The following is a 14698-nucleotide window of genomic DNA, read 5'->3' as shown; positions in this document are numbered from 1 at the left end:
AACGATCCGATGGCAGGCCCGGTTCAACAAGAGATGGAACGGCTTTTGACGGACGCCTTCGCTCCGACACGCCTCGAAGTAATCAACGACAGCGCCAAGCACCACGGCCATGCGGGCGACGACGGTAGCGGCGAATCCCATTTCACCGTGGTGATCGAGGCCCCCGCCTTTTCCGACAAGAGCCGCGTCGAACGCCAGCGCATGGTCAACAAGGCGCTGGGCGATATCCCGGGCGAGCGTGTCCACGCCCTATCCATCCAGGCATCTGCACCGACCAGCTAAGGGGAGCCGCAATGAGCCAGATCGACCTTACGCTTCAGCCGACGACCCACGATCTCGGCCAGTTCGAGGTCCGACGGGTTCTCCCCGCCAAGAAGCGCAGCATGGTCGGCCCCTTCATCTTCGTCGACCAGTTCGGCCCCGCCCAGCTCGATCTTGGCAGCGGCATGGACGTCCGCCCCCACCCGCACATCAACCTGGCGACGGTGACCTGGCTGTTCGAAGGCGCGATCGACCACCGCGACAGTCTGGGCACGTTTTCGACCATTCGCCCGGGACAGGTAAATCTGATGACCGCCGGCAGTGGCATCGTTCATTCCGAGCGCTCGCCCGAAGCAGAGCGCAAGGCCGGACCGAAGCTGTACGGGATGCAGACCTGGCTGGCGCTGCCGGATGGGCGCGAAGAGATCGACCCCGCATTCGAAGAGCGCAAGGACCTGCCGATCGTCGAAGACGGCCGCGCCAAGGCTATCGTCATCATGGGCGAATTGTGGGGCGAACGCGCACCAACAACGACCTATGCCGATACGATCTATGCCGAGATCGTGCTGGAGGCCGGCGGTGCTATTCCCATAGAAGAAGACGCCGACGAACGCGCGCTGATGCTGGTTGGCGGCGAGGCGAGCGTCGACGGACACCCGCTCGAGAAATACACGCTCAACGTCCTCCAGCCGGGCCGCGACATGACGCTGGAAAGCAGATCCGGTGCGCGCGTGATGCTGATGGGCGGGGAAGCGTTCAGCAGCAACCGCCACGCCTGGTGGAATTTCGTCAGCTCCAGCCGCGACCGGATACAGCAGGCCAAGGAAGACTGGCGAGAAGGCCGCTTCCCGGTCGTACCCGGGGACAGCGAAGAACGGATCGAATTGCCCGACGGTGCACCCAAGACCGTCACTTATCCTTGAGGAGGGACACAGATGAGTTTCGAGGGAAAGACCGCCTGGATTACCGGCGCCAGTAGCGGGATCGGTGCTGCACTGGCAGGCGACTGGTCAGGTCGCGGCGCGAATGTCATTCTGTCCGGGCGGGACGAGGGGCGCCTGGCAGAGGTCGCCTCCGGTCTCGGCACCGACACGCTCATCCTCCCGTTCGACGTCCGCGACGAAGCGGCAATGCAAGCCGCGACAGAGCAGGCGATCGGCTGGAAAGGCAACGTCGATATTTTCGTTGCCAATGCGGGCATTTCGCAGCGCAGCCCTGCCGTCCAGACTTCGATGCAGGTCTACCGCGACATCATCGAAATCGACCTCACCGCCCAGATCGCCGCGACGCAGGCGCTGCTACCGCATTTCGCGCAACGCGGTGACGGGCATTTGCTCTTCATCTCCTCGATCGCCGGCAAGGTCGGCGTGCCGATGCGCACCGCCTATTGCGCGGCGAAGCACGGGTTGATCGGCTATGCCGACGCCCTGCGCGGCGAATTGTCCCGGAGCGATATCGGCGTCCATGTCATATGTCCCGGATCGGTCGCCACCGATGTCAGCCGCAATGCCCTGACCTCCGATGGCAGCAAGCGTGGCCGTAGCGACAAGGTGATCGACAACGGCATCCGCCCCGATGATGCCGCCCGCCGGATCGTCGATGCGGTGGCCGAGGGTCAGCGCGAGATCATCGTGGCCGAAGGGATGGAAGAAGCCATGGGCGAGATGCGCCGTACGCCCGATGCGCTTTTCGACCAGGTCGCCGCGATGGTCGCATCCGGCTATATGGAAAAAATGCAGACCGAAGAATGATGAACTGGCCGCAGAAACGCGTTGCGCTGGCGAATGGCATCGAACTCGACGTCGTCGATACCGGGCCGACCGATGCCCCTGCCCTTATCTTCCTGCACGGCTTCCCGGAAAACCACCGCACCTGGCGCAACCAGATCGCGCATTTCGAGGATCGCTTCCGCTGCGTGGCGCCCGACCAGCGCGGCTATCGCGGATCTAGCACCCCCGAAAACGTAGAGGATTATTCGCCGGACAAGCTGGTCGGCGATGTGTTCCTTCTCGCCGAAGCACTAGGGATCGGCGAATTCACCATTGTCGGTCATGACTGGGGCGGCGCGATTGCATGGGGCGTTGCCATGGCAGGCGAACAGATGGGCCGCGTACCCCGCGCAGTCATAGCCAATGCCCCGCATCACGCCGTCTTCCAGAAATTGCTCTACACCTCGCCCGTCCAGCGAGAGGCAAGCCAGTACATGCGCGGTTTCCGCGATCCGGCCAAGGATGAGCTGGTAAGGGAGCAAGGCCTGATCGGCATCCTTGCAGACCAGATCAACTGGGACGCACCCGACAAGATGGAGCCAGAAGAGCGCGCTATCCTGCTGAAAGACTGGCAGGACCGCGATACGGCTTTTGCGATGCTCAACTGGTATCGCGCCAGTCCGATCGACATCCCGCCGCTCGATGCGCCTTACGAACCGCCCGAAGGCTGGTCGCCCCCTGAGCTACCCAAGCTTACGATACCGACACTGGTAATCTGGGCGCAGGACGATCTCGCCCTTCCACCTGAAAACACGGCAGAACTCGGCAAGTATGTCGAGAAGCTGACCCTTGTCGAAGTGCCCGATTGCGGTCACTTCGTACCGTGGGAAGCGCCTGATGCGGTAAATACGGCAATGGACGCTTTCCTGGCACAGACGGATTAGCCGCCCAGCCATTCCACCCATGCCCCGTGCGGATGGGCATTCGCCAGGTGCACCGCCTCACACCCATCAGGCCAGTAGCGCACGTGCAACTCGTGGGCGAAGGTCTCGCGGTTGGTTTCGAGCGAGATGTGGGCGAAAGGCTTGTCCTCACTCGAACGCGCGCCGGCGTCCTGCATGGCCTCTTCGATCAGGTCCTGGGTCGCATCGGGCAGGTACTGCCACATGATTGAATGGGCGAGAACGCGGGTAACGCCTTGCTCCTGCGGCTTCTCCAGTTCCGCTTTCACCCACTGGCCGGCGTCCATCCTGTCGATGTGCGGCGGCCCGTCTTCGGCGAGCATGATCGCCGCATCGATACGCGCCATTCGTCCGGTCGCCTCGGGCCAGACGAAGCTTTTGAGCCGCAAGGCCTCCGCTCTATCCGTCAGGTCGACCGGTGCTATGTCGTTTCCGCGCGCCGACACCAGGGTGAAGCCGGTATTCGGCGGGGAATTGCCGCGCCACTCCGGAGTGATGATCATGGGGCTGCCTTGTGGGCCTACATGCACATCGCCCAGTTCATAGCGGTAGCGGCCCATCATCGTGTTGATGCCCGCGCTGGCGCCGATCTCAAGCCATTCGAACTGCTGCGAAGTCCGCCCGTCAGCCAACCAGAGCAGAGCCGCGGCGAAGCTTGCAGAGCGCCCCGCTTCATTGGTTTGCGGCGGCCCGTCGAGCCATGGAAGAAGCCGCGTATCGTGGGTTTCTACCAGCTCGCGAATGAGGGCGTCGGCATCCGCCTGGGCCGGCATTCGCCCGGCGTAAAGCGCCTCCAGCCGCGGCTCGTCGCCGGTGAGGAGGAGGTTGTGAATGCCTCCGGCAATCCTAAGCGGCATCGCATCGCGCAGGCTCAATCCCCGCCACGCGAAGATCCTGCGCGCGGTCGCCGCCTCGCTATCCTCCAGCGCCAGGAGCGCGCGGACGACTTGCGCGGTCCCTGGGGCGCCCGCCTGTTCGGCATGCGTCGCCTGCCATTCGATAGCTTCGGGGACCGAAACGATATCCATTACGCCGCCAGCGGTCATATGCGTTGCCCTTTCCTGCCTGCGCCCCTATTTGCGCCACGCAATGACTAGTGGACTGACCTTCGCCGTGCCCAAGGGGCGCATTCTCGACGAGGCGCTGCCCGTGATGGCGCGCGCCGGCGTGGTGCCCGAGGATGGCTTTCACGACAAGAGCAACCGCTCGCTTACCTTCGCCACCACACGCGAAGATATGCGGCTGATCCGCGTGCGCGCATTCGACGTGGCTACCTTTGTAGCCCACGGCGCCGCTCAAATGGGCATTGTAGGCTCTGATGTAATAGAAGAGTTCGATTATGCAGAGCTCTATGCGCCCGTCGATCTCGATATCGGCCACTGTCACCTCGCAGTTGCAGAGCCCAAGGGTGCAAGTGCGACGAATGGCGCCAGCCACCTGCGCGTTGCGACCAAATATCCCAATATTACCCGCCGCCATTTCGAACGGATGGGGATCCAGGCCGAATGCGTGAAGCTGAACGGCGCGATGGAAATCGCGCCCGAGCTCGGCCTTGCAGGGCGGATCGTCGACCTCGTTTCGACGGGCACGACCTTGCGTGAGAACGGCCTCGTGGAATCCAGCCACATCATGGACATCTCCGCGCGATTGATCGTGAACCGCGCCGCGCTGAAGACCGATCCGCGCGTGGCCGAGCTGGTCGAGGCTTTCCGTGCAGACAGCGAGCAGAGGAACGCGGCCTGATGCTGTTGCTGCGCACCACCGATGCCGATTTCGAGGCGAAGTTCGCCCGCGTCGTGCGCGACCGGCGCGAAAGCGATATGCAGGTCGGCCGCGATGTGGCAGGTATTCTCAACGAAGTGCGCGAACGCGGCGACAAGGCGCTGGTGGAATACACCACGCGCTTCGACGGCCATAACCTGTCAAGCGATGGCGATTGGTCGATTTCCAGTGAAGCCTGCGAACAGGCCTATCACGCAATCGATGCCGAACTGCGCGAGGCCCTCGAAACGGCGGCGGCCCGCATCCGCGCCTATCACGAAGGCCAGCTTCCCGAAGATCGCGACTATACCGACAGCATCGGCATGCGCCTTGGTGCGCGCTGGTCGGCCGTCGAGGCGGCGGGTCTGTACGTCCCGGGCGGACGCGCAGCCTATCCTTCCTCGCTGCTGATGAATGCGATCCCCGCCAAGGTTGCGGGTGTAGACCGGCTGGTCGTGACCACGCCCACGCCGAAGGGCGAAGTGAACGAATTGGTCCTCGCCGCCGCCCATGTGGCAGGGGTCGACGAGATCTGGCGCGTCGGGGGTGCGCAGGCGGTCGCCGCCCTTGCCTATGGCACCCAGCGGATCGAGCGGGTCGATGTCATCACCGGCCCCGGCAATGCCTGGGTCGCCGAGGCCAAGCGCCAGCTTTACGGCGTGGTCGGCATCGACATGGTTGCCGGACCCAGCGAAATCCTTGTCATTGCTGACGGCAAGAACGACCCTGACTGGATCGCCGCCGACCTGTTGAGCCAGGCGGAACACGACCCGACCAGCCAGTCGATTCTCATTACCGACGATGCCGCTTTCGCCGCGCAGGTAAGCGATGCGATCGACCTTGCCTTCATGAACCTGCCGACGGCCAAGACTGCCAAGCAAAGCTGGGACGATCACGGGCTCGTGGTCATCGTCGACACGCTCGACGATGTGATCCCGCTTGCGGACCGGCTGGCTGCCGAGCACGTGGAAATCGCCGTCGACGATCCCGAACCGCTGTTCGCAAAACTGCGCCATGCCGGCAGCGTGTTCCTCGGACGCAATACGCCCGAGGCCGTCGGCGACTATATCGCCGGTCCCAACCACGTCCTTCCGACCGGCCGCCGTGCCCGCTTTGCGAGCGGCCTGTCCGTGCTCGACTTCATGAAGCGCACCAGCTTCATCGGCGCGAGCCCCGATGCCCTCGCCGCGATCGGCCCTGCCGCCGTTCGCCTGGCCGAGGCCGAAGGGCTTCCCGCCCATGCTCTCTCCATTTCCAAGAGGCTCCCGTGAACACAGCCCCCCGCTCCCAGGCCCGCAGCGCCGCCCGTCTCGGCGCCGTTCAGGCGCTCTACCAGCAGCAGATGGAGGGCACCTCCACCGTCCGCCTGCTTGACGAATTCCACCAGCACCGCCTCGGCAAGGTCATCGAGGACGAGGAATATGCCGACGCCGATGTCGCGTTTTTCGACGATGTCGTGAAGGGCGTCGATGCCCGCCGCGAAGAGATCGACGACCTCCTGACCGCGCGCCTTGCCTCGGGCTGGACGCTCGCACGCCTCGACAAGACCATGCTCCAGATCCTGCGTGCCGGCACATACGAACTGCTGGCCCGTGTCGACGTGCCCAAGGCCGCCTCGATCAGCGAATATGTGGATGTCGCCAAGGCCTTCTTCGACGATCGCGAAGCGAAGTTCGTCAACGGCATCCTCGACTCCGTCGCGAAAGAGACGGGACGCTGAACGAAGCGGGCTTCATCGACGCGCTGAAGGCGCTGGCGACATCGCCCGCCGCGCGCGGACTTGAAGACGACGCGGCCGTGATCGAACTCGGGGACGAAACGCTCGTCCTCAGCCACGACACCATGATCGAGGGCGTCCACACGCTGGCGGGGCAGGACCCTGCCGATGTGGCGTGGAAGCTGGTCGCCGTGAACCTGTCCGACCTTGCTGCCAAGGGCGCAAAGCCCGTCGGCGTCCTTATCTCGCATATGCTGGGCGATGACGATCACCGCTTCGTCATTGGCTTGCGCGAAGTCCTCGAAACCTACGACGTCCCGCTCCTCGGCGGAGATACCGTCCGCGGCGGAGGCGAGCGCGTTTGGGGGTGCACCGCAATCGGACGGGCAACCCATCGCCCCGTCCCGTCACGCAGCGGCGCAAGGCCCGGGGATGCGGTCTACCTGTCCGGCCGGATCGGCTATGCCATGCTTGGCCTCGAAGCCTTGCGCGACGACACCGACCAGGACGATAGCGCCTATCGCCGCCCCGTGCCGCAGCTTGCGCTCGGACAGGAACTCGCGCCGCACGTCTCAGCGATGATGGACGTCTCCGACGGGCTCCTTCTCGACGCTTCGCGCATCGCTCGCGCTAGCGGAGTGACGCTGAGCCTCGATAGTGACCCGCTCTTGAATCTCGCCCCGCAAGGTCGCCTCGACGATGCCATCCGTTGGGGCGATGACTACGTTCTCCTGTGCACCGGACCGGCCGGTCTCGACGACCAGCTCGAGGTCACACGCATCGGCGAAGTCGGACTTCTGGGCGACCATGAGGTCCTGCTCGATAACCAGCCGCCACAGGGCGATCTCGGCTACACGCACTGATATTGCGGGATAGCGGGGCAAAACCCGCCGTTTGCCGCGATTTCGGGCCTTGTCACGTAAGACATGGCCCTTATACCTCTCGCCCACGTGCTCCGACATCTCCCAAGGTCGAGAAGCATAAACATAAAAAGGGAGGGGAAATTTTCGTGGACTTAGTTCTCATAGCAATTGTGCTGGGACTGCTGGCCGTCGTGTACGGCTTCGTAACCAGCCGCCAGGTGCTCAATTCGGGTGCCGGCAATGAAAAAATGCAGGAAATCGCAGGCGCTATCCAGGAGGGCGCACAAGCCTATCTGAAGCGTCAGTACACCACCATCGCCATGGTCGGCGTCGTCGTCGCCGTTCTGGTGTTCGTGTTCCTCGGCCTGTGGCCGGCTGTCGGCTTCCTGATCGGCGCTGTCCTGTCGGGCGTTGCAGGCTTTATCGGGATGAACATTTCGGTGCGCGCAAACGTGCGTACCGCAGCTGCAGCGCAGAGCGGGCTTCAGCAGGGTCTAACCCTCGCTTTCCGCGCTGGTGCCATTACCGGCATGCTCGTTGCTGGCCTCGCCCTGCTCTCGATCGCGGTGTTCTTCTGGTACCTCGTCGGCCCGGGCGGCTTTGCTGCCGATAGCGACGAAGTGGTCTACGGCCTCGTCGGTCTGGCCTTCGGTGCATCGCTGATCTCGATCTTCGCGCGTCTTGGCGGCGGTATCTTCACCAAGGCCGCAGACGTGGGCGCCGACCTCGTCGGCAAGGTCGAAGCAGGCATCCCCGAAGACGATCCGCGCAACCCGGCTGTGATCGCCGACAACGTGGGCGACAATGTGGGCGACTGCGCCGGCATGGCTGCCGACCTGTTCGAAACCTATGTCGTCACCGTGGGCGTCACCATGGTCCTGACCGCGCTGCTCTTCAGCGAAGTTCTGGGCGACCTGCTGCTGCCCATGATGGCACTGCCTCTGCTGATCGGCGGCGCGTGCATCGTGACCAGCATCATCGGCACCTATTTCGTGAAGCTCGGCAAGGGCAGCACGAACGTGATGGGAGCGATGTACAAGGGCTTCATCGTCTCGGCCGTACTCGCTATTCCGCTAATCTATGCCGTCATCAGTTATGCGCTGGGCGGTATGGGGACGGAAATCGGCGGTGCTGTCGCAGGCATCGACCCGGGCGCTCCGCTGGCTGAAGAAGGCACGGCAGCACAGGTCGTCGGATTCACCGGCATGGACCTGTTCTGGTGCTCGCTGATCGGTCTTGCGATCACCGGCCTGATCATCTGGATCACCGAGTACTACACCGGCACGAATTATCGTCCGGTGCGCTCGATCGCCAAGAGCTCGGAGACGGGCCACGGTACCAACGTGATCCAGGGTCTCGCCATCAGCCTTGAATCGACCGCGCTTCCGACGATCGTGATCGTTGCGGGCATCATCGCCACCTTCCAGCTCGCTGGCCTCATGGGCATCGCCTATGCAGCCACCGCAATGCTGGCGCTGGCGGGTATGGTTGTGGCACTCGACGCATACGGTCCGGTGACGGACAATGCGGGCGGCATCGCGGAAATGGCGGGTCTCGACGACAGCGTTCGTGAAAAGACCGACATGCTCGATGCCGTGGGCAACACCACCAAGGCCGTGACCAAGGGCTATGCGATCGGTTCGGCGGGCCTCGGCGCGCTGGTGCTATTCGCCGCCTACACGACCGACTTGGCCAAGCTGTTCCCGGATGCAGACGTCGATTTCAGCCTCGAGAACCCGTATGTCATCGTCGGCCTGCTGCTTGGCGCGCTGCTCCCGTACCTCTTCGGTGCGATGGGCATGACCGCCGTGGGTCGCGCTGCCGGTGACGTGGTTGTCGACGTGCGCGAACAGTTCGCCAACGACAAGGGCATCATGGCAGGCACCAGCAAGCCCAACTATGCCCGCACGGTGGACCTCGTGACCAAGGCTGCGATCAAGGAAATGATCCTGCCTTCGATGCTTCCGCTTCTGGCACCGATCGTGGTCTACTTCTCCATCCTGTTCCTTGCAGGCCAGGAAAACGCCTTTGCCGCCGTCGGAGCCCTGCTCCTCGGCGTGATCATCGGCGGTATCTTCGTGGCGCTTTCCATGACCGCCGGCGGCGGTGCGTGGGATAACGCCAAGAAGTACATCGAAGACGGCAATCACGGCGGCAAGGGCTCGGAAGCCCACAAGGCTGCCGTGACCGGCGACACCGTGGGCGATCCGTACAAGGATACCGCGGGCCCGGCCGTGAACCCGATGATCAAGATCACAAATATCGTTGCACTGCTGCTTCTCGCAGCTCTCGCAGCTGGCTGATCTCCGGAATCATCTACGCACATCGGGGCGGCGGCATCTTCGGGTGCCGCCGCCCTTTTCAGTTGCGTTGCTTGGTTTGCAACGTGACGGATTGAAGCTAGTCTTGGATCGGCGGCGAGCTACTCGCGCCGCTAGGGGGCCGGGACGATGGAAAACGCAGGCAAGGGATCGCACAGCGCTGCAGCCAACCCCGCCTCCTGCCCACTACCCGACGGGTTACATGTCAGCTCATGGAAAGATGCCGCCTCAGCCTTGCCAGAGGCTGCATGGCGTTCTCTCGCCGACCATGCGATATCGCCCAATCCTTTCTACGAAAATTGGTTTCTCCTGCCTTCGCTGGAAGCTTTCGACCCCGAAGGCGAGGTGGCACTTGCATTGCTTGTCGAAGACGGGCGTTTGTGCGGGCTGATGCCGGTGCAGCGATCGAATGGATACCACGGGCGTCGGATCCCGCACCTTGCAGCATGGCTGCATCCCAATATGTTCTGCGGAGTGCCGCTGGTCGCCGCCGGATACGAGACGAAGTTCTGGGCCGCATGCCTCGACTATTTCGACTCTACTGCCGGGCGATCGCTCTTCTTTCATCTTCGGCAGGTCTCGCCGGACGATGATATCGCACAAGGTCTTCGACAGGCCTGCCGTCACGCGAACAGGCCGATGCGTACCGTTTATTCGGCCGAACGTGCACTGCTGGAAAGTTCGCAGTCACCGGACCGCTATCTTGCCCGTTCGATGACAACCAAGGCGCGAAAGGAATTGCGCAGGCAGCGTAAACGATTAGCGGAGAGCGGCTCACTCGAGGTTGTGCGGCATCGTTCCAGCGAAGGTATCGGCGAGTGGGTTGAAGCGTTCCTCACCCTTGAAGAACGCGGCTGGAAGGGCGACGCAGGATCGGCCATTGCCGCCGACCCGCGCACGACGGAAGTCTTCAGGAAAGCGCTGGCCAGCGCAGCTGTTCTCGGGCGGCTGGAGCGACTCACGCTCATGTGCGACGGAGGACCGGTTGCCATGCTGGCGACCTTCCTTACGCCACCGGGATCCTATGCATTCAAGACTGCTTTCGACGAGGATTTTGCACGCTATTCGCCCGGTCTCCAGCTCCAGATCGAGAACCTGGTTCTGCTGCAAGATGAAGATATCCAATGGTGCGACAGTTGCGCGGAGCCGGGCCATTCCATGATCGAACGTATCTGGTCCGAGCGCAGGAAGATCGCTTATTATACGATCCCCGTGGGCCACGGATGGCGACGGGCGCTCGGCGCTGTGATGGCGTGGATCGAGGAAAAGCGGCAGGAGGCGAGGCAATGACCGTTTTCGGACAGGAAAGCAGGGACCAGTTTGCGCGTTCCTATCCCGAAGTGCCGCACAAGCTCAGCCATTCCCTCGCAGACGAGCCGCGCCTGACGCTGGATGCACTGGCGGGGCTCGCTTCACAGCTTCCTGCAGAGAGCGTGGAATACAACCGCGGCGACCTTCCGATCGGCGTCGACGGCAAGCCGGCGCCGAACGGGCTGACTATCGAAGACACGATCCGGCGTATTGCAGAGAGTGACAGCTGGGCGGTGCTCAAGAATATCGAGCAGGTTCCTGCCTATCGTGACCTGCTGGTCGATCTGCTTGAGGAACTTCGCCCCGTCATCGAGAGCAGGACGGGTCCGATGCTGACCCCGCAAGGCTATGTCTTTATTTCCAGCCCCAATGCGGTGACCCCCTATCACTTCGATCCCGAGCACAACATCCTGCTGCAGCTGACCGGCACCAAGGTCATGACCCAGTTTCCCGCAGGCGATCCTGCGTTCGCGCCGGACACGGTGCATGAAAGCTATCACCTCGGCGGCCCACGCGAATTGTCTTGGGACGATACGCTCGCGAAGGGCGGCACCCCGTTCGAACTGGATCCGCAGGAGGCAGTCTACGTCCCCGTGATGGCACCGCATTTCGTGCGCAACGGCCCTGCCAGCTCGATATCGCTCTCCATCACCTGGCGCAGCGAATGGAGCTATGCCGAAGCTGCCGCGCGCTGTTTCAACGGCTCCCTGCGCCAGCGCGGCTTCGCTCCGAAAGCGCCCGGCAGGTGGCCTCACGCCAATCGCGCAAAATCGCTTGCATGGCGGGTCATGCGGCGGCTCGGAGCCGGGGGCGCTTGACGCTGCGCGCACTCCGAAGCAAAGCCGCCGCGTGACCGACACCAAGACTCCAGAAGAACTCGTCGCCGGACTGATCCGTCTGCTGACCGTTACCGACAAGGGCGATGGCCGGTTCGCCGGGCGCCAGCAGCCCGGCGGCATCGGGCGGGTTTTCGGCGGACAGGTCGTGGCGCAGGCCCTTCAGGCAGCGCAGGCCAGCGCGCCGGATGGAATGGAAGCCCACTCCCTTCACGCCTATTTCCTGCGCGGCGGCCGGGAAGGCATCGACATCGACTATTCGGTCGCAGCCGATTTCGACGGTCGGTCCTTTGCCAATCGCCGCGTCGTCGCGCGCCAGCAGGTCGGCGACGATGAGCCGAGCGCGATCTTGAACCTGACGGCCAGTTTCCAGCGGCCTGAGGAAGGTCTGGAGCACGCCAACAGCGTGATGCCCGACGTAGCCCCGCCGGAAGAACTTCTGCCCGACAGCGAATTGAGGAAACGCTTCCTCGACGCGATGGAAAACGTCTCCGACGTACAGCGCTCGCTCATGCTGCGCCCGCGCCCGATCGAGATGCGCACGTCCGACAAGCTGCACTGGATGAATGCGGAGCCCAAGCCACCTGCCGCGCACAGCTGGTTCCGCACCGTGGCCCCCTTGCCCGCGATCAAGGACAATTCCGCGCTTCACCGCGCCGTGATTGCCTATGCGAGCGATTTCACGCTGCTCGGCACCAGCGCGCTGCCCCACGGCCTGTCCTGGGCGCGTGGCGAGCTGAAAGGCGCCAGCCTCGACCATGCGATCTGGTTCCATCGCCCTGCCCGCGCCGACGAATGGCTGCTCTATGCAACCGACAGCCCGTGGTCCGGTGGCGGTCGCGGATTTAACCGCGGGCGGATATTCAACCGCGACGGCCAGCTGGTCGCCAGCGTTGCTCAGGAAGGCGTGATCCGGCGCGCAAAGGGCAAGGACGAGACTTGATTTCGCACCTCATTTCGCAGGTGCAAAATAAAACGAGCCAAACGGGTCGAATCCCGCTATAGGGCCGCCTGAACGCGCCGACGGCTTTTCGAATTCCGCCGCGCTCTCCCTCTCGCGCACGTGCCTTTACGGACCGCGAGCAGCCGGATTCCTGTTTCCCCGCGCGTCGCATGTGTCGATGCGCCAATGCCCGTGAGCCCTATGTCTTTCGAAACTCTCCCGCCGATGATCGGCGAAGCGCTGACCGAGCGCGGCTATACCGACCTTACCCCCGTCCAATCCGCCACGATCGCGGACGACGCGAAAGGCCGCGACCTTATCGTTTCCGCCCAGACGGGCTCCGGCAAGACCGTAGCTTTCGGGCTGGCGCTGGCCGACGCCCTGCTGGAAGAAACCCGCAATCTGGCGCTGGTAGAAAAGCCGCTCGCACTGGTCATCGCGCCGACGCGCGAACTCGCCCTCCAGGTGAGCCGCGAACTCGGCTGGCTCTATGCCAAGGCAGGTCTGCGCATCGCGACCTGCGTAGGCGGAATGGACGCGAGCAAGGAACGCCGCGCGCTACGTGCTGGTCCCGCGATCGTCGTCGGTACCCCGGGCCGCCTGCGCGACCATCTCGAACGCGGCGCATTGGACCTCTCGGGCCTGATTGGCGTCGTGCTGGACGAAGCGGACGAGATGCTCGACATGGGCTTCCGCGACGACCTCGAGGAAATCCTCGACGCCTCGCCCGAAACGCGCCGCACCCTGTTGTTCTCGGCCACCATGCCGCGCCAAATCGTGCGCCTGGCGGAGCGTTACCAGCAGGACGCCCTGCGCCTCTCGCTGCGCGGCGAAGACCGCGGGCATGGCGACATCAGCTACCAGGCGATTACTGTCTCGCCCGCCGAGATCGAAAACGCCGTCGTCAACCTGCTGCGCTTCCACGAGGCAGAAACGGCGATCCTTTTTTGCGCCACGCGTGACAATGTCCGCCGCTTCCATGCGACCCTGCAGGAGCGCGGGTTCGCAGCCGTTGCGCTTTCGGGCGAACATTCGCAGTCGGAACGCAACCAGGCCCTCCAGGCCCTGCGCGACAAGCGCGTGCGCGTCTGCGTTGCTACGGACGTTGCAGCGCGCGGCATCGATTTGCCGACACTCAGCCTCGTCATCCACGTCGAAATCCCGCGCGATGCGGAAACCCTTCAGCACCGATCGGGCCGCACAGGCCGTGCGGGCAAGAAGGGTACGGCGGCGATCATCGTGCCCTACAACCGTCGTCGCCGGGTCGAAGGCATGCTGCGCGGCGCACAGATCGCTGCGGAATGGATGGACGCACCCTCGCCCGAGCAGATCCGCAAGAAGGATCGCACGCGCCTGATGGAGCGGCTGACCGAGCCGCGCGAGTTCAGCGACGAAGATCGCGAAATGGCGGCCGACCTGCTGTCACGCATGCCGCCCGAAGACATCGCTGCGGCACTGGTGAACACTCACCGTGCGCGCCTTCCCGAACCCGAGGAACTGGTCGCCAACACGCCCGAAGCGCGCGAAAAGGCCAAGGCCGACCGTCACCGTCCCGGTTTCGAGGACGTGGCCTGGTTCAAGATCGGTGTCGGGCGTCGCCAGAACGCCGAGCCGCGCTGGATCCTGCCGCTACTCTGCCGCCGTGGTCACATCACGCGCAACGAGATCGGTGCCATCCGCGTGGGCCAGCACGAAACCTGGTTCCAGATCCCGAATAACGTCGCCGGCAAGTTCGCCGATGCCGTTGCCCGCACTGCGAGCTCGGAAGACGAGCAGGACGCGATCCTGATCGAAGCGGCGCCCGACGGGCCCCGGATCGAGGCACGCCAGAACCGCCGTGAACATGGCGGCGGTGGCCCGCGCGTTCGCCCCAAGCCCTTCGGCAAGGGTCCCGGCGGAAAGAAGCCGGGCAAACCCTTCAAGAAGGGTCCGGGAGCGGGCAAGAAGTTCGCGGGCAAGCGCAAGCCGGGCAAGCCCGCACAGGGCTGACCCGGCGTGCTATGTCCTCTCCGCC

At 63.9% G+C, this 14698-nt stretch carries 14 protein-coding genes; 13 read left to right on the top strand and 1 reads right to left on the bottom strand.

The window, feature by feature from the left end:
* Positions 1–9 precede the first annotated feature (9 nt).
* Genes GRI34_RS01895 through GRI34_RS01880 form a run of 4 tightly spaced genes read left to right on the top strand, consistent with a single transcriptional unit; the run spans position 10 to position 2914 of the window.
* Entirely contained in the window at positions 10–282 is a 273-nt protein-coding gene (locus GRI34_RS01895; RefSeq protein ID WP_160594492.1) for a BolA family protein, read from the top strand.
* A gap of 11 nt (positions 283–293) precedes the next feature.
* A complete protein-coding gene (locus GRI34_RS01890; RefSeq protein WP_160594491.1) occupies positions 294–1184 on the top strand; it encodes a pirin family protein in 891 nt (296 codons plus the stop codon).
* Between the two features lie 12 nt (positions 1185–1196).
* Entirely contained in the window at positions 1197–2012 is an 816-nt protein-coding gene (locus GRI34_RS01885) for an SDR family NAD(P)-dependent oxidoreductase (protein ID WP_160594490.1), read from the top strand.
* Positions 2012–2914 carry an alpha/beta fold hydrolase gene (locus tag GRI34_RS01880; RefSeq protein ID WP_407692139.1) on the top strand — a complete coding sequence of 301 codons (903 nt, stop codon included), beginning with the start codon at positions 2012–2014 and terminating at the stop codon, positions 2912–2914. The genes GRI34_RS01885 and GRI34_RS01880 overlap by 1 nt, the downstream gene beginning before the upstream one ends.
* Here GRI34_RS01880 and GRI34_RS01875 read toward each other — a convergent pair.
* Positions 2911–3978, bottom strand: coding sequence for a DUF2332 domain-containing protein (locus tag GRI34_RS01875; RefSeq protein ID WP_160594488.1), 1068 nt, complete (start codon positions 3976–3978; stop codon positions 2911–2913). The two genes, GRI34_RS01880 and GRI34_RS01875, sit on opposite strands and share 4 nt — an antisense overlap.
* A 43-nt stretch (positions 3979–4021) precedes the next feature.
* Here GRI34_RS01875 and hisG point away from each other — a divergent pair, with 43 nt between their 5' ends.
* From hisG to GRI34_RS01830, 9 genes are all read left to right on the top strand, one after another.
* A complete protein-coding gene (gene hisG / locus GRI34_RS01870; RefSeq protein ID WP_090482266.1) occupies positions 4022–4675 on the top strand; it encodes an ATP phosphoribosyltransferase in 654 nt (217 codons plus the stop codon).
* Entirely contained in the window at positions 4675–5964 is a 1290-nt protein-coding gene (gene hisD, locus GRI34_RS01865; protein ID WP_160594487.1) for a histidinol dehydrogenase, read from the top strand. The genes hisG and hisD overlap by 1 nt, the downstream gene beginning before the upstream one ends.
* On the top strand, positions 5961–6413 hold the full coding sequence (nusB, locus tag GRI34_RS01860) for a transcription antitermination factor NusB (protein ID WP_160594486.1): 453 nt from the start codon (positions 5961–5963) through the stop codon (positions 6411–6413). Before hisD ends, nusB begins: the two co-directional genes overlap by 4 nt.
* On the top strand, positions 6410–7273 hold the full coding sequence (gene thiL, locus GRI34_RS01855) for a thiamine-phosphate kinase (RefSeq protein WP_325065224.1): 864 nt from the start codon (positions 6410–6412) through the stop codon (positions 7271–7273). Before nusB ends, thiL begins: the two co-directional genes overlap by 4 nt.
* A 146-nt stretch (positions 7274–7419) precedes the next feature.
* The gene (locus GRI34_RS01850) at positions 7420–9576 is read left to right on the top strand and encodes a sodium-translocating pyrophosphatase (RefSeq protein WP_160594485.1); all 2157 of its coding nucleotides are present in this window, start codon (positions 7420–7422) and stop codon (positions 9574–9576) included.
* A gap of 147 nt (positions 9577–9723) precedes the next feature.
* Positions 9724–10884 carry a GNAT family N-acetyltransferase gene (locus GRI34_RS01845; protein WP_160594484.1) on the top strand — a complete coding sequence of 387 codons (1161 nt, stop codon included), beginning with the start codon at positions 9724–9726 and terminating at the stop codon, positions 10882–10884.
* The gene (locus tag GRI34_RS01840; protein ID WP_160594483.1) at positions 10881–11723 is read left to right on the top strand and encodes a cupin domain-containing protein; all 843 of its coding nucleotides are present in this window, start codon (positions 10881–10883) and stop codon (positions 11721–11723) included. Before GRI34_RS01845 ends, GRI34_RS01840 begins: the two co-directional genes overlap by 4 nt.
* Before the next feature lie 31 nt (positions 11724–11754).
* The gene (locus GRI34_RS01835; protein WP_160594482.1) at positions 11755–12684 is read left to right on the top strand and encodes an acyl-CoA thioesterase; all 930 of its coding nucleotides are present in this window, start codon (positions 11755–11757) and stop codon (positions 12682–12684) included.
* Between the two features lie 201 nt (positions 12685–12885).
* Entirely contained in the window at positions 12886–14673 is a 1788-nt protein-coding gene (locus GRI34_RS01830; protein WP_160594481.1) for a DEAD/DEAH box helicase, read from the top strand.
* The last annotated feature ends 25 nt before the right edge of the window (positions 14674–14698 follow it).

This window comes from Qipengyuania aquimaris, assembly GCF_009827445.1.
In the GTDB taxonomy this organism is placed as follows: domain Bacteria; phylum Pseudomonadota; class Alphaproteobacteria; order Sphingomonadales; family Sphingomonadaceae; genus Qipengyuania; species Qipengyuania aquimaris.
The sequence above is the reverse complement of the archived record's forward strand: the minus strand, read 5'-3'. Positions and strand labels throughout refer to the sequence as shown.